General features: G+C 47.7%; 22 protein-coding genes and 1 other RNA gene. 14 read left to right on the top strand and 9 right to left on the bottom strand.

All coding sequences use genetic code 11. The features are described 5' to 3' along the window. The first annotated feature begins 223 nt into the window (after positions 1-223). On the top strand, positions 224-1,306 hold the full coding sequence (locus ABEQ74_RS18190; protein ID WP_430123527.1) for a tetraprenyl-beta-curcumene synthase family protein: 1,083 nt from the start codon (positions 224-226) through the stop codon (positions 1,304-1,306). Between the two features lie 22 nt (positions 1,307-1,328). Continuing rightward, a complete protein-coding gene (gene pfkA / locus ABEQ74_RS18195) occupies positions 1,329-2,300 on the top strand; it encodes a 6-phosphofructokinase (RefSeq protein ID WP_430123528.1) in 972 nt (323 codons plus the stop codon). A gap of 116 nt (positions 2,301-2,416) precedes the next feature. Here the strand turns inward: pfkA and ABEQ74_RS18200 are convergent, their stop codons facing one another. The 4 genes from ABEQ74_RS18200 to ABEQ74_RS18215 form a co-directional block, all read right to left on the bottom strand. Next, positions 2,417-3,793 carry an MATE family efflux transporter gene (locus tag ABEQ74_RS18200; protein ID WP_430123529.1) on the bottom strand — a complete coding sequence of 459 codons (1,377 nt, stop codon included), beginning with the start codon at positions 3,791-3,793 and terminating at the stop codon, positions 2,417-2,419. Between the two features lie 151 nt (positions 3,794-3,944). Beyond that, positions 3,945-5,132 carry a putative glycoside hydrolase gene (locus ABEQ74_RS18205; protein ID WP_430123530.1) on the bottom strand — a complete coding sequence of 396 codons (1,188 nt, stop codon included), beginning with the start codon at positions 5,130-5,132 and terminating at the stop codon, positions 3,945-3,947. A gap of 372 nt (positions 5,133-5,504) precedes the next feature. Then, positions 5,505-5,699 (bottom strand): hypothetical protein, encoded by a 195-nt coding sequence (locus tag ABEQ74_RS18210; protein WP_053492128.1) that lies wholly within the window; start codon positions 5,697-5,699, stop codon positions 5,505-5,507. A gap of 172 nt (positions 5,700-5,871) precedes the next feature. Continuing rightward, the gene (locus ABEQ74_RS18215) at positions 5,872-6,693 is read right to left on the bottom strand and encodes a YitT family protein (RefSeq protein ID WP_430123531.1); all 822 of its coding nucleotides are present in this window, start codon (positions 6,691-6,693) and stop codon (positions 5,872-5,874) included. 286 nt (positions 6,694-6,979) lie between these two features. Between ABEQ74_RS18215 and ABEQ74_RS18220 the strand changes: the two genes are divergently transcribed. Next, complete coding sequence (locus ABEQ74_RS18220; protein WP_430123532.1) at positions 6,980-8,569, top strand: DEAD/DEAH box helicase; 1,590 nt, start codon at positions 6,980-6,982, stop codon at positions 8,567-8,569. A gap of 168 nt (positions 8,570-8,737) precedes the next feature. Here the strand turns inward: ABEQ74_RS18220 and ABEQ74_RS18225 are convergent, their stop codons facing one another. Then, on the bottom strand, positions 8,738-8,842 hold the full coding sequence (locus tag ABEQ74_RS18225) for a YjcZ family sporulation protein (protein WP_207383580.1): 105 nt from the start codon (positions 8,840-8,842) through the stop codon (positions 8,738-8,740). A gap of 186 nt (positions 8,843-9,028) precedes the next feature. Here ABEQ74_RS18225 and ABEQ74_RS18230 point away from each other — a divergent pair, with 186 nt between their 5' ends. From ABEQ74_RS18230 to ABEQ74_RS18240, 3 genes are all read left to right on the top strand, one after another. Then, complete coding sequence (locus ABEQ74_RS18230) at positions 9,029-9,829, top strand: YesL family protein (RefSeq protein WP_430123533.1); 801 nt, start codon at positions 9,029-9,031, stop codon at positions 9,827-9,829. A 44-nt stretch (positions 9,830-9,873) separates the two neighbouring features. Beyond that, a non-coding RNA gene (gene ssrS / locus ABEQ74_RS18235) (6S RNA) lies at positions 9,874-10,065 on the top strand. 145 nt (positions 10,066-10,210) lie between these two features. Then, positions 10,211-10,603 carry a DUF1499 domain-containing protein gene (locus ABEQ74_RS18240; protein WP_053492132.1) on the top strand — a complete coding sequence of 131 codons (393 nt, stop codon included), beginning with the start codon at positions 10,211-10,213 and terminating at the stop codon, positions 10,601-10,603. 72 nt (positions 10,604-10,675) lie between these two features. On the opposite strand, the gene tpx is transcribed toward ABEQ74_RS18240, so the two are convergent. After that, entirely contained in the window at positions 10,676-11,194 is a 519-nt protein-coding gene (gene tpx, locus ABEQ74_RS18245; RefSeq protein ID WP_430123534.1) for a thiol peroxidase, read from the bottom strand. Positions 11,195-11,316: 122 nt separating this feature from the next. On the opposite strand from tpx, the gene ABEQ74_RS18250 reads away from it, so the two are divergent. Continuing rightward, positions 11,317-11,931, top strand: a complete 615-nt coding sequence (locus tag ABEQ74_RS18250; RefSeq protein ID WP_430123535.1) for a rhomboid family intramembrane serine protease — start codon at positions 11,317-11,319, stop codon at positions 11,929-11,931. A 62-nt stretch (positions 11,932-11,993) separates the two neighbouring features. Continuing rightward, positions 11,994-12,929, top strand: coding sequence for a LysR family transcriptional regulator (locus ABEQ74_RS18255; RefSeq protein WP_054403378.1), 936 nt, complete (start codon positions 11,994-11,996; stop codon positions 12,927-12,929). Positions 12,930-13,057: 128 nt separating this feature from the next. On the opposite strand, the gene ABEQ74_RS18260 is transcribed toward ABEQ74_RS18255, so the two are convergent. Together ABEQ74_RS18260 and ABEQ74_RS18265 are read right to left on the bottom strand one after the other, a co-directional pair. Beyond that, positions 13,058-13,738: a zinc metallopeptidase gene (locus tag ABEQ74_RS18260; protein WP_430123536.1), complete on the bottom strand. Its 681-nt coding sequence runs from the start codon at positions 13,736-13,738 to the stop codon at positions 13,058-13,060. A 42-nt stretch (positions 13,739-13,780) separates the two neighbouring features. Next, positions 13,781-14,227 (bottom strand): MerR family transcriptional regulator, encoded by a 447-nt coding sequence (locus ABEQ74_RS18265; protein WP_430123538.1) that lies wholly within the window; start codon positions 14,225-14,227, stop codon positions 13,781-13,783. 324 nt (positions 14,228-14,551) lie between these two features. On the opposite strand from ABEQ74_RS18265, the gene ABEQ74_RS18270 reads away from it, so the two are divergent. The 4 genes from ABEQ74_RS18270 (at position 14,552) to ABEQ74_RS18285 (ending at position 18,482) form a co-directional block, all read left to right on the top strand. Then, positions 14,552-15,976, top strand: coding sequence for an ammonium transporter (locus tag ABEQ74_RS18270; RefSeq protein ID WP_430123539.1), 1,425 nt, complete (start codon positions 14,552-14,554; stop codon positions 15,974-15,976). Positions 15,977-16,030: 54 nt separating this feature from the next. Beyond that, entirely contained in the window at positions 16,031-17,110 is a 1,080-nt protein-coding gene (locus ABEQ74_RS18275) for a DUF294 nucleotidyltransferase-like domain-containing protein (protein ID WP_430123540.1), read from the top strand. Beyond that, on the top strand, positions 17,107-17,847 hold the full coding sequence (locus ABEQ74_RS18280) for an exonuclease domain-containing protein (RefSeq protein WP_430123541.1): 741 nt from the start codon (positions 17,107-17,109) through the stop codon (positions 17,845-17,847). The genes ABEQ74_RS18275 and ABEQ74_RS18280 overlap by 4 nt, the downstream gene beginning before the upstream one ends. Positions 17,848-17,930: 83 nt before the next feature. After that, entirely contained in the window at positions 17,931-18,482 is a 552-nt protein-coding gene (locus ABEQ74_RS18285) for a TlpA family protein disulfide reductase (protein WP_430123542.1), read from the top strand. Between the two features lie 99 nt (positions 18,483-18,581). On the opposite strand, the gene cimA is transcribed toward ABEQ74_RS18285, so the two are convergent. Continuing rightward, positions 18,582-20,198 carry a citramalate synthase gene (gene cimA, locus ABEQ74_RS18290; RefSeq protein ID WP_430123543.1) on the bottom strand — a complete coding sequence of 539 codons (1,617 nt, stop codon included), beginning with the start codon at positions 20,196-20,198 and terminating at the stop codon, positions 18,582-18,584. 199 nt (positions 20,199-20,397) lie between these two features. On the opposite strand from cimA, the gene ABEQ74_RS18295 reads away from it, so the two are divergent. Continuing rightward, positions 20,398-21,729, top strand: coding sequence for a DNA polymerase IV (locus tag ABEQ74_RS18295; RefSeq protein ID WP_430123544.1), 1,332 nt, complete (start codon positions 20,398-20,400; stop codon positions 21,727-21,729). A gap of 184 nt (positions 21,730-21,913) precedes the next feature. Further along, positions 21,914-22,153 carry a ferredoxin gene (locus ABEQ74_RS18300; protein ID WP_053492143.1) on the top strand — a complete coding sequence of 80 codons (240 nt, stop codon included), beginning with the start codon at positions 21,914-21,916 and terminating at the stop codon, positions 22,151-22,153. Positions 22,154-22,169 lie beyond the last annotated feature (16 nt).

Consider the following 22,169-nt stretch of genomic DNA (forward strand, 5'->3'; position numbering starts at 1 on the left):
CCAAGGCATGAAGCACAGTTCTCGTCAGAGAACTGTGCTTTTTTGTTTTTCAGCGGGTCAAGCCCCATGTCGCTGCCTTCGATTAGGAATAAGGAACAGTAATCGTCAATATTCCTGCCACTTCCGTCTATGATATGCGTTATTTGTGCAATTTGAACGATCATATTATAATAGGGGTGATTTGGATAGGGATAAAAAGACAACCATGTGGAGGCAGAGTTCATTGAATAATCAAGAGCTAAGCCGTAAGGTTCCGCGCAGTCCAGTCGGACTAATGACCCGGGTTTACAAATTTATACTCCCGGAAGTGCGGATCGAATTGGATAAATGGCGCCGGGAGGCTGAGCTAATTCCCGATGAGGAGCTTCGTAAGCAGGCTCTTGCCAGCATAGAGACCAAACGGTTTCATTGTCAGGGGGGAGCTGTTTATGCCGCAGCTAATTTGCCGGAAAAGCATATACTCATTCCATTGATTGTGGCTTACCAGACGATAAGTGACTACCTTGATAATCTATGTGACCGCAGCACTTCACTCGATCCGGCGGATTTCAGACAGCTTCATCAATCCATGCTGGATGCTGTTACGCCAGAAGCGGAGCCGGCTGATTATTATGCACTCCGCACCGAGAGAGAGGATGGGGGATATCTTCTCCGTCTTGTGCAGAAATGCAGGGCATGTATTAGTGAATTATCTGGGTATGAAGCAGCAAAGCCCTACATAAGGGATCTGGCAGGACTGTATACCGATCTTCAGGTGTATAAGCATATCCATCCGGATAAAAGAGAAGCGGCGCTGCTCGAATGGTGGTCCCTGCATGCACACCGAACGCCTCATTTACGATGGAACGAGTTTGCTGCTGCTACAGGCTCAACTTTGGGTGTATTTATGCTGTTTCTGGCTGCAACCGATCCGTTTCTGGATGACGAGGATGCATCTTCCATCCATGCGTCTTATTTTCCGAATGTATGCAGTCTCCACATTATGCTGGATTATCTTATTGATCAAGACGAAGACAGGCTGGGCGGCGATCTGAACTTCTGTAATTATTATGAAGACGCCGATATGATGCTGAGCCGGATTGCTTCCATTGTTGAATGGGCCCGGAAGGATGTCAGAACAATTCCCTCGACCACGTTTCATCGTATGATCATTGAGGGGTTACTGGCGTTATATTTATCCGATCCCAAAGTCAGCGAGCAGCAGTTGGTTCGCACCGCATCCAAGCGTTTGATGAAGAATAGCCCAATGGCACGGATTTTCTTCTACGTCAACAGCCGATGGATTCGCAAGCATAAGTATGAGTGACATTGAAGGAGGAATAAGAAACATGGCAGAAGTTAAAAAAATAGCAGTTCTTACAAGCGGTGGCGATTCTCAAGGTATGAACGCCGCGCTTCGTGCAGTTGTTCGAAGCGGTTTGTACTATGGACTTGAGGTTTATGGAATTCAACGCGGTTTCCAAGGGCTTTTGGAGAATGACATTATTCCTATGGATCTGCGCAGTGTAGGGGATATTATCCAGCGTGGAGGTACGATCCTTCGTTCTGCCCGCAGTCAAGATTTCAAGACACCGGAAGGCCAGCAGAAGGGCGCTGACATTCTGAATCAGCACGGCATTGATGGACTGGTCGTTATCGGAGGAGACGGTTCATACCAAGGTGCTAACAAGCTGAGTAAGCTTGGAATCAAAACGATGGGTCTTCCAGGTACGATTGATAACGATATCTCCTTTACAGATTATACAATCGGCTTTGATACTGCCGTCAACGTCGTGGTAGACGCAGTAAACAAATTGCGCGATACCATGTCTTCGCATGCCCGCTCCTCTGTTGTAGAGGTAATGGGTCGTCACTGCGGCGACATCGCCCTTCATGCTGGACTGGCCTCGGGAGCAGAAACCATTCTGGTTCCGGAAGTGAAGTACGACCTGAAGGAAGTGGCTGCACGATTGCAGGAGAATTTTGCGAAGGGTAAGCGTCACAGTATCATCATTGTGGCGGAAGGTGTTGGACGCGGCGAGGATATCGTTCGTGATCTGAAGGAATGTCATGCCTCGATTGATGCCCGTGTAACGGTGCTCGGCCATATTCAGCGCGGTGGGGCTCCAACTCCATTTGACCGTAATTTGGCTAGCCGTCTTGGCGATTTTGCGGTTCGCAGTCTGATTGACGGCCAATCCGATAAAGGATGCGGCATGATCAAGGGCGAACTGGTCCTCACAGACATCGACAAGGTCGTGAACACGAAGAAGGAATTTGACCGCGATCTGTATGATTTGGCACTTCGCTTGTCTCAATAATCAGGCAGCTTAGTGAATAGAGAAGCTATATTTCAAAAAGACCGTCTACCGATTCAGAATGAATTCTGAACGGAGACGGTCTTTTATTCGTTCTAGCGCATTACGTTACGGTTCTCTTATGAATTAGATCGAGACGGGGCTGCTTGCTCGCGAGCGAATTTGCGCTGGACTTTGACTAAACGCATAAGCATGAGGACAGCGCCGACTGCTAATCCTGTGATCAATCCGATCCAGTAGCCAAAGGCTTGCCAGTCTGTAAAGTTGGCAAGGACATATCCAACAGGCAGCCCTATGATCCAGAACGACAGAAACGCGAGCATAAAGGCGACGTTGACATCTTTGTAGCCGCGGAGCGCTCCTTGAGTCGGTGTCGCGATCGCATCGGAAATCTGAAAGAAGATTGCGAAGAGCAGGAAATGCTGAATCAGCGCCACAACCGCAGGTTCGTTGGAATATAATCCAGCAACCTGGCGACCGGCCATAAACAGGATGACAGCGGTGATTAATGACAAGAAAACAGCTGTGCCGATCCCGAGTTTGGCATACTTCCAAGCATCCTTTGTCCGTCCGGAACCCACTTCATAACCTACAAGGATCGTTAGACTCATACATATGCTCAGCGGCAGCATATAAAGTGTCGTAGCGAAATTTAGGGCAGCTTGATGTGCGGCAATGGTGGCGGTATCGAAGCTGCTCATGAGCAGGGTCACGGCCGCGAAGACCGCGGTTTCGAGAAAGATGGAGAATCCAATGGGCACCCCGATTTTCAATAGGTCCTTCCATGCTGCCAAAGATATTTTCTGAAGCTTCTGGAAGATACGAAATGAGGTGAACGGATGGTTCTTATGAATAATGACGATAGCAATCACCAGTAAGGTCCAGTATGTAATGGCAGAAGCAAGACCAGCGCCAACACCTCCCAGTCTAGGGAAGCCCCAGAACCCATAGATTAACAGAGCATTCAGCCCGACATTCACCGGCAGGGCGATCAAAGTAATGACCATAGAGATTTTGGTTTGGCCCAAGGCATCGATGAAGCTGCGGAGCACGGTGTAGGCAAACAGCGGAATGATGCCTAACGATATGGCGGCAAGAAATTGTGAGGCGACTCTTCGTACCTCCGGCTCCAGCTGCATAGCTCCGAGAATGCCTGGCACCACGGCATACCCGAGTGCAAGAACAATAATCGCGAGCAGGGTAGACAACCAAAGTGCCTGGTTCACCTGATAAGCGACTTTATGTTCCTGTTTCTGGCCGACCAGCTGAGAGACGATAGGGGTAATCCCCATTAAGATGCCGCTAAGCCCGGTTTGAACCGGAATCCAGATGCTTGTAGCGATCGCTACGCCTGCCAAGTCGATTGAGCTGAACTTTCCGGACATATTGGTATCAAAAAAAGTAATAGCTGATAAGGCAAGCTGTGTAACCAGTATGGGGATCAGAATGATCGCAAACTGCTTCAGCTTTCCGCTTGTTGTATACGTCTGCTGCATGGATGATTAGCCTTTCTAATTGGAATGAAGGAATTTTGAGGGTGACTTATTCCCATGATCCATCATAGCATTTCCTGTCAAGTGATCCCTCCAGAATAAATAAAGGGCAAGCCATTCGTATGGCTTGCCCTTTATTTATGAATGATTAATATTATTTATGATTGACGCCTTCCGTATATCGGTTGGAAGCATTCCAGAGTAAATACTCCTCTACATTCGTATCCTTCAGGGCACGAATCTGCTCTTCAACTTCCTTTTTACCATACTTAGCATAATTTCCGCTTCCAAGCCAACTGGCGGTAAAGTCCTGAATCCAAGGTCTTATGATGGGTTTTTGTTCTCCTAATTCCTCCAGCTTCTTGTGGGTATCCTCCATGGAGCCCTTAATGGTCTGGTAAGGAGCCTTGTCCGGGACAGGGGAGCCGAACCAACCTGCTGTATAGTGACTTGGGTAAACCATGGGGCTAATAATATCCACATTTTTGGAAATCTTGACGAAATCCTGCCCAATGCCTTCCGCAGCTGGCACAGAGGCGGCATAACCAAAGATATCGACAGATACACGTATGCCGAGCGGTGCTAACTCTTCACGTGCATATTGTACGAAGTCAGAAATGACATCCACGCGAGATTGTTCCGTTTTGGTGTACTTCAGGGAATCGGCGCGTTTCTCGAAGCCTTCCGGAAAACGGACATAGTCAAACTGGATTTCTTTGAAACCAAGCTTTGCGGCTTCCTTGGCAATTTCGATGTTATAATCCCAAACCTCCTTGCTGTACGGGTTGACAAAGCTGTCGCCGCCACCGTTGGCCCAGACGCTGCCGTCTCCCTTACGGAAGGACAGTTCAGGATTTTTCTTGGCGAGGATCGTATCCTTGAATACTACAATCCTGGCGATGGGATAGATATCATGCTTTTTCAACCGTTTCATAAGCTGATCGATGTCTCTAATAAAAGGCTGGGGTTTGCCGAGTTCCTGCAGTTTAGGATTATCCGTCTTGTATGTTATGTATCCTTCATCATCCTTAATATCGATGACCATGGCATTAAGATCTGTATTGTCCATCAGATCCACGAGCTGATTCATTCTGGAGCCGCCTGCGCTATAAGCCGTTACATAAATCCCTTTGACTTTAGGTGCGTCAATTTGCGGATCGATTGTTGTCGTATTAGGCTTTATGCCACCCCCGCCTTGGTTTGATTGGTTGCTTTGGTGTATGCCTTGAATCATGGCGGTATTAATAGATGCCTGCAGTTTGGTGCCAAGACTGTCTTCTTGCGCCCCCGAACCGCTTAAGCCTGCAGAGGCCAAGATGAATAAAGCCAAGATGATATTCATAATTACTCTCTCCCTTGTGTACATTCACACTATGATTATAAAGGAACCGATGCGCTCAAAAAGAACAGGATTGTTACATTCGACAAAAATTTGGCAACGATGGGCGAGCGTACTTAGTTTATTAAACGGGGGAGGGGCTTTTTAAACGGAATTTAGCGAATTTATCAAGTTAACTTATGAAATTCGGGAGACATGCATAAGTACAAGAGCAATAGCTACAACTGGAGGAGAATGCTGGCAGAGATCTTTTTGGATGGGGAATATGTGCTTTTAGTCATTTACATTTACTCACAAAAAAATGCCGTTATTCTCCGGCGGATTTAACCGGTAAATAACGGCATTCGTCGTGCGAATGTCACGCATTGCATAAAATTAATGAAGCGGAGTTTGATTCTGATGCTCGCAAATGCTGAACTGAATAATTTCAAGAGCGTCCTCCTGCTCCAAAATCCTCAGCCCGTCCCTAAGAACGATCATGGAATTCAGCTCGTTCTGTCTGAAGAACGGTATCATTTCCGGGAACCACTTCATGACGATTTGTGACAATTTTACCGTTTCCATTTCCATCCAAAATCACCCTTTCCCTCCGAATTGGTTAGGCAGGACGTTCTTCTGTAAAACGGAAAAACAATTAAAATTGGGCCAAAAGGATGCCCGGGAAACAGATCTCATGAATATTGTAGGAACCGCGCATAAATATTATACCACAAATTTACCGATTCTTCACTGGATGAAACATTTAGTTTTTCCGGAATTGTCCCATGACAGCTGTAGTTTCCACGATGTTTACAAAAGCTTCGGGGTCTGTTTCTGTGATGATTTGCTTCAGCTCAGCTAGCTCATACCGAGTCGTAACCGTCATGAGCATATCCTTCTCTTTATGGCTAAAAGCTCCTTCGGTTTTAATCTTGGTTATGCCGCGGGGACGCTTAAGCAGCTTCTCCAAGAAGGCCTCTGTTTGGTTCGTAACGATAAAAACGGTAACCTTGATATGGCTAACGTGAAGCATATCCACCATTTTCCCGGCTACATAGATGGAAGCCATGGAGGCGAGCGCCAGATTCCAGTCTTTCTCTAAATAAGCAACCGCCATAATGACGATGGCATTGAGTGTTACGAGCACACTGCCAACCGGAAAATCGCGATATTTGGTCACGATGGAACCGATGATATCAAATCCCCCGGTTGAACCGCCAACTCGAAAGGAAAGGCCGGTACCGAATCCGACGAGCACTCCGCCGAACACGGAAGACAGCAGCATATCGCTTGCAACGGGAGTAACCGGGATAAACTCCAGGAATAAGGTTGTTATGACAACAGAGAGCACGCTGAGACCAACGAATCTTTTGCCCAGCTTGAACCACCCGGCAATCAGGATCGGAATGTTGAGCACAAAATACAGGATACTGATATTAAGCGGCGTGAAATATCCGATAATCAATGCGACGCCGGATACGCCGCCACTAAGCAAATGATGGGGGATCAGAAATAGATTAAATCCACCGGCAATAAAGATTCCGCCAAGCACGATCGACATATAGGTCCATAGACGCCTCAACATAGGAATCACCTCCCGGTTATTATGACTTCTTTAAGCTTGCTGGTATTCCAGAATTGTTTTGTGATATAATGTATTGGATATTCTTGAGTAGTCCGTTACATTGATAACTTTGCAAGCTTATCAGGATGATTATACATTAACCAGTCCTTACACTGGTGATAAGAGAAATATACCGGTTCACCTTATGCAGAAAATCCTGCTGGCCGGGAAAGCCTATAAACGTTACCACTACTTAAGAATACAGAGAAGAAAGTGGATGTCCACAGATAGAAGGAGTATGAACCTATTGAAAAATTTCGCAGATTTTGGCTTGGAGCCGCGCGTGCTGCAAGCAATCACTGAGCTTGGCTTTGAAGAAGCCACACCGATCCAATCCCAATCGATTCCGATCGCTCTAACCGGAAAAGATATGATTGGACAAGCACAGACAGGTACAGGAAAGACAGCGGCATTCGGACTGCCTCTGATTCACAAGATCGCTAAAGAGGAAGAACGTATCGTCGCCCTCGTTATGACACCAACCCGTGAACTTGCCATTCAGGTCGCAGAAGAAATCGGCAAACTGTCCCGCTTTAAAGGTATCCGTTCCTTGGCCATTTATGGTGGACAGGATATCGGACGTCAGATCCGCGCTTTGAAAAGAAAGCCTCAGATTATTATCGGTACACCAGGCCGATTACTTGACCACATTAACAGAAAAACCATCCGTCTTGATGACGTACAAACCGTTGTACTGGATGAAGCGGATGAAATGCTGGATATGGGCTTCATGGAAGACATCCAGTCGATCCTAAAGCTTGTTCCAGAAGAACGTCAAACCTTGCTGTTCTCCGCAACGATGCCGCCTAACATTCAGAAGCTGGCATCCCAGTTCCTGAATGAACCCGAGCATGTATCAGTTATTCCTAAGCACGTAAGTGCTCCACTGATTGACCAAGCATATATCGAAGTCCCTGAACGTCAAAAATTCGAAGCCTTGAGCCGCCTTTTGGATATGGAATCGCCAGAGCTTGCGATCGTTTTCGGTCGTACCAAGCGACGTGTCGACGAATTGGCAGAAGCTTTGCAAAAACGCGGATATTCAGCAGATGGGCTTCACGGCGATCTGTCCCAGCACCAACGTGATACCGTTATGCGTAAATTCCGTGACGGCAGCATTGATGTTCTCGTGGCAACAGACGTGGCAGCGCGTGGTCTTGATGTATCCGGCGTTACACATGTTGTTAACTTTGACTTGCCGCAGGATCCGGAGAGCTATGTACACCGTATCGGCCGTACAGGACGTGCGGGTAAAGAAGGTACTGCCTGGTCTTTCGTTACGCCGCGTGAGATGGATCATCTGTATTTCATCGAGCGTGTGACGCGTCATCGCATTCCTCGCAAGCCGCTTCCGACGATCGCTGAAGCGATTGAAGGCAAACAACGCATCATCGCTGAGCGAGTGATCGAAGTGATTGACCAAGGCGAATTGACTGAGTACAAAGGCCTTGCCATTCAATTGCTGGAACAGTATGATTCCGTTCAATTGCTGGCAGCAGCAATGAAAATCTTGACGGGCGACAAGAAGGAAGCATCTGATATCCACCTTACGCCTGAAGACCCGATTCGCGCAAAACGCCGGAAGCCGGACATCCGCAGTGGCCGCAAGCCAAGTGGCGGATATGGTGGTCGCAGCAACAACGGCGGATATCGTCGTGACGGCGGCAGTGGTGGAAACCGTGGTGGCTACTCCAAAGGCGGATATAACCGTGATGGCAACAGCAGCTACGGCAACCGTGATGGCGGTGGTTATAACCGCGACCGTAACAGCAGCGGTGACCGTAAACCACGTTCCTACAACAATGATCGCCGCCCTAGCCGTGGCGGAGATGAATAAGGGATAAATCGGTTGACTTCTTGATGAAGTAACCGAGTAAAAGACGAAGTAACTGCCTTTAGGAAGGGCTGTGCTTCGTCTTTTGTTCATGATTAAAGGAGATGCACCTAGGCGCATCTCCCTTAACTTTCAGCGTATAAGCATGATTACTGGATCATCCAAAGTCGATTAGATATAGAATGTGCTAAGAATGATTACAAGGAGAATGAACAGAACCAAGACAATACCAACATTACTTCCGTAACCGTAACCGCCGCCACCTTCACAAGACATACATAATCCCTCCTCGGTAATTTGGATAATGAATTGTTTGTTTGGATTACGTGATATGGTATGGTGAAATAACGGTACCGGATTGGATATATACCCAGATCGAAGAAAATTAGGCTCTGGCAATGCATGCATAAAATAAGGTATATTAATAGATACATGCATGATTTGAGTGAGGAGGAAACGGATTTGGAAATGAAAGGAGCCATGGGTGGCTTATATAAGCTCACCGAATGGATTACTCGTATTGCTTTTTCGAACGTTTTGTGGGTTCTATGTACATCGCCCTTCTTGTTTATTGTTTTAACCAAATTTCTGATGGCTGCTCAGACACCGGATGCGCATAATGAGCAGTTGCTATCGAATTGGTTCCTGGGAATATTATCGCCTTTTGTATTATTTCCGGCTACAGCGGCTATGTTTACCGTTGTCCGCAAATGGGTCATGGGCAATCCTGATGTTCCGGTGTTCAAAACTTTCTTTAGAGGGTATAAAGAAAACTATAAGCAGAGTATGATCGGCGGTATTTTTTATACGCTTCTGTTCGTCATTATGTATGTGGATTACACCGTGTACATGACACAGCTTGAGGGATTCCAGCTTGTCGGTATCATCATGCTGGTGCTGCTCATCCTGTTGTTTGTATCCTTGTTTAACTTCTTCTCCATGACAGTGCATTATGAGATGAAGACCCTGCAGTTGTTGAAAAATGCTGTGCTTCTTACCTTGATCAGACCGTTCCGTGTATTTACAACTTTGGTCGGAAGCGCTGTCTTGGCATATATCGGTACCCAAATGCCAGTGCTGTTCATCTTCTTCCTGTTCTGTCTGATGGCACTGTTTGCTTTCTTTAACTTCTATGCAACCTTCACCAAAATGCAGGAACAACAGGAGAGAATGAGGAAAGCTGAAGAAGAATCCGAGACGGAGCAAGCGCTGCTGGATAGCATGGATTCCGTCAAAAAGGAAGATAATGGATCGAAATCTTAGCGGTGAAAGGTTTACTTTTGCGGCAAAACCCCCTATAATAAGACTACATCCTGCGATGTTCGTTTCGGTTTTCCGTTGTTTTGAACCAATGACGATGTCTAGGGAGATCTATATGTAACCGTGGCTGGAATGCCCTGTCTATATGACAAGGGGAATTCATAAGCGGTTCTGCGGTCACCCACCTGCTATAGCAGGTTCGAAGACAATGTTTACCGGACGGCATAGGCGGGTTTCGTTAGACCAATGAATGGGCATCTCTTTTATTTCGAACTCGAAATGAGAGGGGTGCCTTTTTGCTATATATTATGGTTTGCTGAAAGCATAAACAATGTTAAACTAGAGTATGGAAAGGAACGGTCATTTATAAAGGAGGAACGGTCTTTGTCATTAAAACGAGTTCTAATTGGTTTGGTGCGCAGCTATGACGGCACAAGCGACCGTGCTAAAGATCCCAAGCTGAAGACGCGTTATTACAATCTATCAAAAGAAAAGTGTTTTGAAGAGGTTTCCTCGACACTAAAAAAAATTCAGGGCTACAAAGTACTGCATGAGGTTCAATCCGTGGGAGAGATTACACTTGAGAAAAAAACCTCCTTTGGGCGCACACTGGACATTACCGTATCCGTGCTTGGCATCAGCCCGGTTCGCAGTGCAGTTGATATGTATTCGGCGTCTCGCGGTTCCCTCGGGGATCTGGGAGCGAACTACCGGGTCATTCTAAATTTGTACGCGGTTCTCGACAAAAAACTAAGCAAATATAAAGTGGATGCTTAGTCCAATAAGAAAAAGCGGGAGAGTTGCTCTCCCGCTTTTTAAAAGTGTGCTTTATATGTAACCTTAAGAGTGTTACCGCAGAGATTTCACGGCTTCCACGGCAGCTTCATAATTCGGATGCTCTGTCATTTCACCGAGGTATTCGGCATAAGTGATCTTATCGTTAGTATCGACAACGAAGATCGAACGCATGTCGAGCTGGAACTCCTTAATAAGCACACCATAGGCTTCACCGAAAGAGCGCGATTTATAGTCGGAAAGCGTAATGACACGGTCTACGCCAGCGGCTCCGCACCAACGAGCTTGGGCAAATGGAAGGTCTGCACTGATTGTAAGTACCACGACATCATCACCCAGTCCAGCGGCTTCCTCGTTGAAACGGCGTGTCTGTGCGTCACATACTCCGGTATCGAGGGAAGGAACGACGCTGATCAGCTTGATTTTACCAGCATAATCTTTAAGGGAAACATCCTCGAGCAGGTTCTTGCTTACTGTAAAATCTGGCGCGGCATCACCAGCCTTGAGCTGTGGTCCGATGAGAGTAATAGGATTGCCTTTAAAAGTGGCAGCTCCTGAACGTTCTTGAGCCATGATAAATCTCCTCCTTGGATATCAAAGTTTGGTGATCAGGTTCATGGTACATTATAATCTTTTTAAAAAGGGAATGTCCACTAAGAGACATCCCTGTCCTGATTTTGGATGAGGAGGATGCTATGATATTCGTACGATATGAGAATTGGAGAAAATACCTGCGTTATTACCCGGTTACATCGCTGCTGATTGTGATTAACCTGGTGATGTTCGTCCTGACGTCGATTGACGGGGGATCGAGAAATCCATTGACCTTGATGAAATACGGGGCTTTATCGGATTTGCCGCAGTTTGTTGATGAAGCGTGGCGATATTTTACCGCGATGTTTCTCCATAACGGATTTGATCATTTGTTGTTTAATAGCTTCGCACTGCTGGTGTTTGTACCCCCGCTGGAGAGAATTATGGGGAGCTGGAAGTTTGCGATCCTGTATTTGCTCAGTGGCCTGCTCGGCAATATAATCGGATTGGCATATTATGAGCGCATGGAGGGTTTCCACTTCCTTGTCGGCGCTTCTGGAGCCATATATGGTGCTTATGGCGCTTATCTGTACATTGCGCTGTTCCAGCAGCAAGTCATTGATGAGTCGTCTCGCAAGACACTGTTCACCCTGCTTATTTTGGGAATTCTGTTCTCGTTTACTCCAGGGGTCAGTCTTATAGCCCATGTGGGCGGATTGGTAGGTGGATTTTTCCTCTACGGTCTCATGATTCGATTATTCAAACATCGAACATAATCGGGCCTTAGAGGGTCTGTTATAATAGAATTGTAGGGAATAAGAATGGAGCGATAAAAGGCGTGGAATTACGACAGTTGCAATACTTTGTAAAGGTTGCGCAAAAAGAACACGTTACCCAAGCGGCAGAAGAGCTTCATGTGGCTCAGTCAGCCGTTAGCCGTCAAATACATCAACTGGAAGAGGAACTTGGTGTTAATTTGTTCATGCAAAAAGGCCGGAACCTGCAATTAACCCCGGTAGGTCAGCTTTTTTGCAAACGGGTGGAGAGCATTATGAAGGACTTGGACCGTGCGGTTGTCGAGATACATGAATTTCTGGATCCCGAACAAGGGGAGATCCGCATCGGATTTCCTCATAGCCTGGGCATACATCTCATTCCGTCCATCGTGGCTGAATTCCGCAAGAAATACCCGAACGTGAAGTTTCGCTTCAAGCAGGGGATGTTCCCGACACTGATCCGGGATGTGGTTGGGGCAGAAGTGGATTTGGCCTTTGTGTCTCCGTTTCCGGAGCGTCATGATCAAGTGGATGGAGATGTCGTCCTAACAGAAGAGCTGTTTGCGATTCTGCCGCCGAATCACCCGCTTGCCGGGGAGCAGTCGATTAAGCTGGAGCAACTGAAGGAGGAGCGCTTTGTGTTGTTCAGCAAGGGTTACTCCTTGCGTCCCATCGTATGGCATGCCTGCCTCGAAGCCGGATTTACACCGAAAATCGCTTTTGAAGGCGAGGAAACGGATACGATCCGCGGTCTGGTTGCTGCGGGTATGGGAGTCAGTCTGCTGCCTGAAATGGCGTTATTCCAGACGAATCCGTTGCAGCCGGCACGTGTCCGAATCTCGGAGCCGAAGGTAACACGTTCGATTGGTCTGATTCACCGTGCGGATGAGAAGCTTCCGCCAGTTGCGCAGGCGTTCCGTACGTTCCTGCTTCAATATTTTGGGATTGACCCATCATCCAAAAAGGAAGAGAAGGCGGATTCCGCTGCGTCTCCCTAAGGCTTCATTACATTACGAGAATGACATTATTGAATTATACAAAAAGAGGGCTTTCCTCTCCACCGATCGATGGTAGAGAGGAAAGCCCTTTGTTTTGCTAAGAATGTTCATTTAATTTAAGTAACTGCTTAGTCCCGATTGCTTGTAAAAATCATGATATAACGGATCAGCTCGAGCAGGGAGATCAAGGCTGCAGCGACATAAGTCAGGGCTGCGGCATTCAAGACTTTAGCAACCCCGCGCTCCTCGTTATTGGCGATATAGCCTTCTTGAACCATGAGTTGACGAGCACGGTTACTTGCGTTAAATTCAACCGGCAGGGTGACAAGCTGGAAGGCAACGGCGCAAGAGAAGAAGATAATTCCGATACCGACCAGGTTCATCGCATTAAACAGGAATCCTGCAATCAATAGAAATGGAGCGATGCCGGATGCAAAGTTAACGACAGGGAACATTTTGTGCCGGGCGACAAGCATCGGATAATGTTCCGCATGCTGGATCGCATGGCCGACTTCGTGGCAAGCAACAGAGACAGCCGAGATGGAACGTTCGTAGTATACAGGCTCGGACAACCGCACAACGCGTTTGGTAGGGTCGTAGTGATCCGAGAGCGTGCCTCGTACCGGTTCAATCGGTACATCGTGAAGACCGTTGGCATCCAGCATATGCCGGGCTGCATCGTAGCCGGTCATGCCAGTGCTGTTCTCCACTTTAGCCCATTTATTAAAAGTGCCCTTCACACGGAATTGTGCCCATAGTGAGAAAATAAACGCAATAATTATGAGTATAAACATCCAGTCAGAATACATTTATCATACCCCCATACATAGTTGTCAATTGGTGTGGCATCGTTACATTGAAGTAAAGTGGTTCAGCAAAATTTGAATGGACTCGATGCAAGCCGCTCCCTTAGGAAGAATATTAGCAAGCACTTCCCTTGCTTGACTGGGTTTTAATTCACTCAGCAGCGGGTTTAGTTCCTTAACGTCTCTCTCAAGCTGTCTCATCTGGATTTCGAGCTTGGTTAGCTTCTCCGTCATTTCCGTATCATCCGAAACTGACTTCCACCGATCCAGTCGCTCCTTAATCTCATCCAGAGTATATTTCTCTTGCTTTAACTGATTAATACGTTCGAGAGTGCTTAAGGTTTCATTGCTGTATAACCTGTAATTCTTTAACGTCCGTTTTTCAGGGGAAATCAAACCCAACTTCGTATAGTAATCAATGGTTCTCTCGCTGATTCTAGCAGCTTTTGCCAGTTCGCCTATCCGGAAGAGGCTACCGCTCTTGATCCCCATAATTCATCACCTCACAAGACATCATGGAATTGGACATTAATGATTGCATATATATTTTCATTTTAATAGAAATATGATACATGATCTTCAACCATACAGTCAAACGTTGTAGTTGAAACGGAATATTAGCATGGATTCTTGGTGTGGAGTGATATCAGGTATGATGTTATGAGATTCGAGTTGATTATGTTATATTATATTACACAAAACTTGTGTTATTTGATTATTTTGTAAAAAACACATTGCGAATTATAGCTAATCCCTCGTATACTGGCCATAAGTACTCAATTATATGTAAATAAAACTAACATTAGGAGTGAGGGTATGAAGAGGAAAACATGGCTGAGTGTGATGATTGGGGCAGCAGCGTTACCTGCTTTCCCGGGTAGTGTGTTCGCCTCCGGTGAAGGAGCAACGAATGTTGAATTAACGGTTGGTTTGAACTCCGTCTTCGTATTCTTGGCAGCATTGCTCGTATTTTTCATGCAAGCAGGGTTTGCACTGCTGGAGGCTGGGTCGGTTCGAATGAAGAATGCAGGACATGTGGCAGGCAAAACTTTTTTGACCTTCGGGATATCCATTGTGGCTTTCTGGGCATTAGGGTTTGGTTTGGCCTTCGGTAACGGAAACAGCTTCTTCGGATTCGAAGGTTTCTTCTTAAGCGGTGACCATGCTTCGGGATCATTTGATTCCTTATCCGGATATGACGTTCCAACCACCATCATGTTTCTATTCCACTTATCTTTCGCCGCTGTATCTCTGGCTATTGCTTGCGGAGGCATGGCCGAACGTGCAAAGCTCAGTGTGTATATCGTGTTCGGATTGTTGTTCACCATTGTGATTTATCCTATTGTAGCTCATTGGGTATGGGGCGGCGGCTGGCTTGGAGCATTAGGAATGCAGGACTTTGCCGGGTCGACAGTTGTTCATCTGACTGGGGCTACAGCAGCTCTTGCGGCTACCATTCTGCTGAAGCCTCGGCTTGGCAAATATAATAAAGACGGCAAGCCGAACAGCATACCGGGTCACAATCAGGTTCTATCTGTGCTGGGTGTCTTCATTATCTGGATCGGTTGGTTCGGATTTAATCCAGGCAGTACTATCTCAGCACTTACTGATGGATTCTTTGGATTTGTGGCATTGAACACGAATATCGCTGCGGCGGCGGGAGCACTTGCTGCATTGCTGATCTCTTGGGCAGTGCTTGGCAAAGCCGATATTCCCAGCATGCTTAATGGAATTCTCGCTGCTTTTGTAGCCATTACGGGGGCTTGCGCCTTCGTTGAGCCTTGGGCTGCTGTCGTGATCGGTGCTATAGCTGGTATAATCACTTTCTTTACGGCTCAATGGTTTGACCGCAAAGGGATCGATGATCCCGTATATGCTTTCTCCGTGCATGGTATTGCCGGTATGTGGGGGGCTGTATCGACCGGTTTGTTCGCAGCACCGCGGCTTGTTGAAATTACGGGCGTAGGCAGCAAAGGGGCTTTTTATGGCGGAGGCTTCGGGCAGCTTGGGGTTCAGCTTCTGGGTCTGATCGGTACGTTTGCATTCGTATTGGTGATCTCATTCATCATACTGTATATCATGAAAGTTACGATGGGTATCCGCGTGACGGAGGAAGAAGAAGTGATGGGGCTTGATATCAGTGAGCATGGAACTTACGGATATCCGGAGCAAATGAAGCTCCACGCAGAATCGGAAGGGCAGTCCCGGGAATATAGCGCTGCCGGAAGCGATGCAACATGAATAGCACTGGAACAAACGATTCTGACAGAGCGAAGCCCCATAAGGAGGGCCGGCATGAAACCTCAGAAGTCTGAACATGAGTTTCCACTATTATCGGAAATATGGAACGCATCGAGTGCACAGCAATTACGAGATCAACGAATTGCTTGTCAGAACCAACTGATCGATATGCGCAGTGAGCTGGAATTAAGGGAATGGATTGCACTTATCAATGTGATGCATGATGTCATTGGACAGCGTGCTGCGGCGATCTGTGAACAGGACATGTGGAAGGCTGGCTTTGGCCGGCCTCCTGCACGTTATGCGTTTGTTGCTTTTGGCAGCAGCGGGAGACAGGAAGCTACGCTGTGGAGTGATCAGGACAACGGATTGATCATCGGGGATGAGCTGAAGGAGGAAAGTCACCCTTATTTCCGGGAATTTGGCCTTCGGCTGGCGAATCTGCTGGAGTATGCTGGCTATCCCAAATGTCCGGGAAAGGTGATGTGTTCCGAGCCCTTATGGAGCCAGAGGCTTGGGGATTGGAAACATCAGATCAGCAAGTGGTGTGAAGACCAACAGTGGGAGCCGATTCGCTATTTCGTCATCGCCTCGGATCTCCGTCATATTGCTGGAGACAGCGAGTTATCTGAGGCATGGGTTGACCACTTTCGATGCTCCGTCAAGCTGCACCCGGACATCGGTCATGCCGTGCTCCGAAACACAGTCAACCACAAAGCTACACTAAATGTGATGGGGCGGATTGTAACCGAACGAACTGGTGAGCATGCTGGTGATTTTGATGTGAAGTACGGGGTTTATATCCCGCTTGTGAACAGCATTCGTACCTTGGCTTTGCAGCGAGGCATCATCGAAACCTCGACGCAGAAGCGCATGGAGAAAGTACTACTGCTTGAAGAAGGCAGCTTGCTGCTGGAGAGCGTGGATCGTACATGGTTGACGGGGCTTCGTCTAAGAAATAACACGCCTGCTCGGATTGAAAAAGGAATCGTGGTGAGCAGCAGTTATATTCCCGGGGAGCTGCTCAAGAACAAAATCATCCAGTACGAGCTGCGTGATACGCTAGCTGTCGTGAGACGGCTGCACCGGGCATTGCAGCGAGAGCAGCGTCTTGCAGAGAGAAGGAGCCTGTGAAGGAGCCGGATCGACCAAGTGTAGGCTTCTGGAATTCAATTCGTTCAGGAAAATTTCATTCTGCCTTTGCCTTCATGCGCGAAGCACAAACAGCTCAGCAGCTCGCGTTCATCCGCTCCCTAATGAAAGACAACCGACGGCCGGAGATCCTGGGTATCCCGCTGAATGAACTTGAGGTTGTCGTGTTTGATCTGGAGACGACAGGGTTTCATTACCAACAGGGAGATGGGATTCTATCATTTGGTGCAGTCAGAGTCATCGGAGAACGGGTGATCGAGCATGAAACCTTTTATACGATCGTTAACAGCGGGATTCTTGTTTCTCCATTCATTACTGAACTTACAGGTATTACGCAGCCTATGGTTGAAGCTGCTCCGTCACTGCTGGAGGGGCTGCATGATTTTATGGCTTTTGCCGGAGGCAGTGTGCTTGTGGCCCATGCGGCGGCACATGACCGCGGTTTCTTGAATGCCGCGTTATGGAAGACATCGAAGGTTCGATTAAACCACCGCTTACTGGATACGATGATGCTCGCGAAGAGGTTATATCCGGAGCAGGCGGATTATAGTCTGGATGAGCTGCTGCGCAGCCGAGATATCCCCGTGGAAGGCAGACATCATGCATTGTCAGATGCTTGTATGACCGCGCGGTTATGGACAGATTACATGAAGACGATCCGGACTCTTGGTCATGCAGAGACGCTCGGAGATATTTATGTTTATTTAAGTAAGGGATAATTGAGATTCATGCGTGTTTGAAAGTTGGGGTTTTCGGGGTACAATAGGGACTATAACTTCGCTCAGCAAAGGAAACTATCCCTATGAAACGTAACATCATTATTATCGTCCTGCTTATAGTTGCAGCAGGTGCTGTTATCTATAATCAGGCCGGTGAGAATATTAAGGCTGCCTTTATGCAGGAAGAACCACTTCCGACGGAAACAGGAGCCAAAGCTGGACTGCTTGCTCCGACCTTTACTTTGAAGGGTATGGATGACAAGTCATATACCGGTGGAGGAGCTCGTGATAAGGCGATGATTATTAATTTCTGGGCATCGTGGTGCGGGCCATGCAAAGAGGAAGCCCCGGAACTGTCCAAGCTCGCGGCGGAATACGCCGATAAGCTTGAAGTATACGGTGTCAACGTGTCCAAGTATGACTACGAGAAGAAAGCCCGTCAGTTCGTTCAGGATTATCAACTCCAATATCCGATCCTAATGGATCGTAAAGGAGAGGTATTCGAAGGACTGTACAAAGGGCAGGTCTTCCCTACGAATGTGCTGGTTGATCGGAACGGCGTAATCCAGGAGATTATTCTGGGTGCCCCGGACCCCAAGGATCTTCGTAAAAAGGTGATCAAGCTGTTGAAATAGCTTTAGCCCATGAAACATAAAGAAGAATGAAACATACAGAAAAAGCGCGGCCGCGATGCATAAGCTATCGCGAAGCCGCGCTTTTTGTATGAAGAGAAACTAGTGGTTAACCAAACCTTGCCTAGTTGCCGATTGATGCACATGCTCTGGCGAGATTTGACCGAGTAGTGCGTAGCGCATACTGTCGACAAGAGCTTCCCAGCTCGCTTCAATGACGTTGCTTGAGACTCCAACCGTGTTCCAGGAGTTCTCAAAGTTCTTGGATTCGATAAGCACCCGTACTTTGGCTGCGGTTGCATCCTTATCATCGAGCACCCGTACTTTATAGTCTGCGAGATGCATTTCTTTAAGTGTAGGGAAGTATTGAACGAGCGCTTTGCGCAGTGCGTTATCCAGCGCATTGACCGGACCATTGCCTTCCGCTGCAGTATAAATGCTCTCACCGGCCACATTAACTTTGACGAAGGCTTCGGAGACGACCGGCTGTCCGGCTGTCTTCTCTACCAGCATTTTGAAGGATTCGAAGGTAAACAGCTCTTGAAGTTCTCCGTTCGCTTCCCGAAGAAGCAGTTCCAGCGAAGCGTCTGCGCCCTCGAACTGGTACCCTTCATGTTCAAGGTCTTTAATCTTCCCGATGATAGACTTGGCTTGTTCACTAGCCGGATCAAAATCCAGACCCATGTCTTGAGCTTTGGATACGATATTGCTCTGGCCAGCCAGCTCCGAAACGAGCACACGCTGTTTGTTTCCGACTTTTTCCGGTTCGATATGTTCGTACGTTCTGGAGTCGCGGAGGATTGCTGATACATGAATGCCTCCCTTATGGGCAAAGGCAGCGTTACCAACATACGGCTGGTTAACCGGCATGTTGACGTTGGCGATCTCGCTGATGTAACGGGCTGTATTCGTCAGCGTACCGAGGTTGTCGTCTCCAATGCATTCGTAATCCAGCTTCAACTGCAGATTCGGGATGATGGAGCAGAGGTTTGCATTTCCGCATCGTTCCCCATATCCGTTCATCGTCCCTTGTACCTGCCGGACACCAGCTTGCACGGCGCTTAGGGTGTTCGCAACAGCAAGCTCGCAGTCATTATGAGTGTGGACACCAAGAGGTGCACCTGGTATTTGGTTCGTCAGCGATGTGACAATGCTTGCGACCTCGTGCGGGAGACTGCCTCCGTTCGTATCACACATGACAAGCCAGTCCGCACCTGCATTCCGTGCCGTAGACATGACAGCAACGGCATACTCCGGATTATTCTTGAAGCCGTCAAAGAAGTGCTCGGCATCAAACATCACTTCGAGGCCCTTCCGTTTCAGAAAAGCGATGGAATCATGAATCATGGCCAAATTCTCTTCGAGGGTCGTCTGGAGCGCAGTGTGGACGTGGAAATCCCATGATTTACCGACCAAGGTAGCTGCAGAGACACCGGATTCCAGAATCCGCTGTAAATTAGCATCCTGATCAGCAATTCCACCTTTGCGGCGGGTGCTTCCAAAAGCAACTACTTTAGAAGTGAAGCCGAGATCTTGGACTCTTTTGAAGAATTCGATGTCCTTGCTGTTGCTTCCCGGGATACCGCCTTCAATATAATGAACACCAAGAGCGTTGAGTTTCTTGGCGATTTTGACCTTGTCATCCGCTGACAAGCTGATTCCCTCGCCTTGGGTTCCGTCGCGAAGTGTCGTATCAAAGATGGATATGGACTTAGACATGATGTCCTCCTTTTGGTGTCCGGGAGTGGACCGCATTTTTTATATTTTTGTATTATAACATTTCTTTGCGGGAAAGTAACAGAGTATAGCAAACTTTTCCCATACTCTCTCATCTTGACCACCATAGAGGGGAACGGTATGCTGAAGGCACTGGCATATAGCGGAAGAAAACCGTATCGAAAGAAAGAGGGAATCCTGCGTGGGACATATTGACGATTATTATCCGGCCAGCGGCCGGGTTATACTTCATGTGGACATGAATGCTTTCTATTGTTCTGTGCATGAGGCAGAGGAGCCGGAGCTCTACCGTGGCAAGCCGACTGCTGTCGCAGGCAGCATCGAGCTGCGAAAAGGCGTCATCGTGACCAGCTCCTACGCAGCACGTTCACTCGGCATACGCACAGGACTGAATGTAAGGCAGGCGCTGCGCATCGTTCCTCACCTGATCATCATACAGCCGGATTTTCAACTCTATCGGAAGTACTCCAATGCATTTATGAATATAGCTTATGCTTATACGCCCCTTCTGGAGGCGACTTCGATCGATGAATGTTATTTGGATATTACGGGTTCGAAGCAGTTCGGTACCCCGCTGGATATCGCCAGGGAGATTCAGGAGCGCATTCGCGAAGAGTTGTCGCTGCCGTGTTCCATCGGCATTGCCCCCAACAAATTACTGGCAAAAATGGCCTCGGATATGAAAAAGCCTAACGGGCTGTCCATCCTACGAATTCGGGATGTGCCGCTGGTACTATGGAACAAGCCCTGTGCGGAATTGTTCGGCATCGGAAACAAGACGGCTGATAAGCTGCGGAAGCTGAACATTCTGACCATTGGACAGCTGGCAGCTGCCGATGAAAGCCTGCTTATCTCGACCTTTGGAATTACGGGGTCCTGGATGAAGCGAGCGGCCAGCGGCATCGATCACGCCCCGGTCGTCGCAGAGCGGGAACAGAGCAAATCGATTGGACATACGACTACTCTGCCGCATGATGTCACTTCAGCTGAGGAGGCCAGAAGGGTGCTGCTGAACCTGAGCGATCAGGTGGCCCGCCGGCTTCGCAGACAAGAATTGATGACTTGCGGTATACAGATTACGCTTCGTACGCCGGATATGAAGACCATTACCAGGTCAAAACATCTTGCTGTTCCGACGGAAAATACGGAAGATATTTATCGGCAAGCCTGCGAGTTGTATGATCGACACTGGCAGCCGGACAAGCCGCTGCGTCTCCTCGGTGTAACGCTTCAGCAGCTTGCAGCGAGGGAAGAATCCGCCATTCAGCTGGATTTGTTCGATTATGAGAAACAGCCAAAGAAAGAATCTCTCACCCGAGTCATGGACGAGCTGCGGAATAAATTCGGCGAGAGTGCGGTGCTGACAGCCGGAATGCTTGGCGACGATCCTTCTTCACTTATTCGTAATCATAAACGGAGAGGAACGTCGCTGCAGATGGATTTTGTAAGGGAACTGGGAAGCAAGAACGAGCATCCCGATCACCCGGCATCCAAGGAACCGAATCACGATTAAACAGTGTATTTGGTGATAATGCTGCTGAATCCCTGTGAGCGGGCCGAATTATGTAGGAAAATGTTAGGGGATTTAATTGTATTCCTAAATAATATGTATTAATATATGTAAATGGTGGCGGCTGAGCCGTCAGCTTAATTAGGTTTATAGAGATGTTTATAGATATACAGGAGGAAGAGAGAATATGGCGAAGTTTACTTGGGTAGATAAAGATACATGTATCGCTTGCGGCGCATGCGGCGCAACGGCACCCGATATTTACGATTATGATGACGAAGGCCTGGCAGAAGTCATTTTCGACGGAGACAACAACCGCGGGGTAACTGAAATTCCAGAAGATATGCATGAAGATATGCTGGATGCTTGCGACGGCTGTCCGACAGATTCAATTCGGATTGCTGACGAGCCTTTTAACGCAGAATAATATAATTGCTCGATCC

Source organism: Paenibacillus solani (assembly GCF_050475945.1).
In the GTDB taxonomy this organism is placed as follows: domain Bacteria; phylum Bacillota; class Bacilli; order Paenibacillales; family Paenibacillaceae; genus Paenibacillus_AQ; species Paenibacillus_AQ solani_A.

Excerpts from the sequence above, each read along its gene's own strand:
- pfkA (WP_430123528.1), top strand. The coding sequence starts at position 1,329 with ATGGCAGAAGTTAAAAAAATAGCAGTTCTTACAAGCGGTGGCGATTCT.
- ABEQ74_RS18200 (WP_430123529.1), bottom strand. The coding sequence starts at position 3,793 with ATGCAGCAGACGTATACAACAAGCGGAAAGCTGAAGCAGTTTGCGATC.
- ABEQ74_RS18205 (WP_430123530.1), bottom strand. The coding sequence starts at position 5,132 with ATGAATATCATCTTGGCTTTATTCATCTTGGCCTCTGCAGGCTTAAGC.
- ABEQ74_RS18210 (WP_053492128.1), bottom strand. The coding sequence starts at position 5,699 with ATGGAAATGGAAACGGTAAAATTGTCACAAATCGTCATGAAGTGGTTC.
- ABEQ74_RS18215 (WP_430123531.1), bottom strand. The coding sequence starts at position 6,693 with ATGTTGAGGCGTCTATGGACCTATATGTCGATCGTGCTTGGCGGAATC.
- ABEQ74_RS18225 (WP_207383580.1), bottom strand. The coding sequence starts at position 8,842 with ATGTCTTGTGAAGGTGGCGGCGGTTACGGTTACGGAAGTAATGTTGGT.
- tpx (WP_430123534.1), bottom strand. The coding sequence starts at position 11,194 with ATGGCTCAAGAACGTTCAGGAGCTGCCACTTTTAAAGGCAATCCTATT.
- ABEQ74_RS18250 (WP_430123535.1), top strand. The coding sequence starts at position 11,317 with ATGATATTCGTACGATATGAGAATTGGAGAAAATACCTGCGTTATTAC.
- ABEQ74_RS18260 (WP_430123536.1), bottom strand. The coding sequence starts at position 13,738 with ATGTATTCTGACTGGATGTTTATACTCATAATTATTGCGTTTATTTTC.
- ABEQ74_RS18265 (WP_430123538.1), bottom strand. The coding sequence starts at position 14,227 with ATGGGGATCAAGAGCGGTAGCCTCTTCCGGATAGGCGAACTGGCAAAA.
- ABEQ74_RS18270 (WP_430123539.1), top strand. The coding sequence starts at position 14,552 with ATGAAGAGGAAAACATGGCTGAGTGTGATGATTGGGGCAGCAGCGTTA.
- ABEQ74_RS18275 (WP_430123540.1), top strand. The coding sequence starts at position 16,031 with ATGAAACCTCAGAAGTCTGAACATGAGTTTCCACTATTATCGGAAATA.
- ABEQ74_RS18285 (WP_430123542.1), top strand. The coding sequence starts at position 17,931 with ATGAAACGTAACATCATTATTATCGTCCTGCTTATAGTTGCAGCAGGT.
- cimA (WP_430123543.1), bottom strand. The coding sequence starts at position 20,198 with ATGTCTAAGTCCATATCCATCTTTGATACGACACTTCGCGACGGAACC.
- ABEQ74_RS18300 (WP_053492143.1), top strand. The coding sequence starts at position 21,914 with ATGGCGAAGTTTACTTGGGTAGATAAAGATACATGTATCGCTTGCGGC.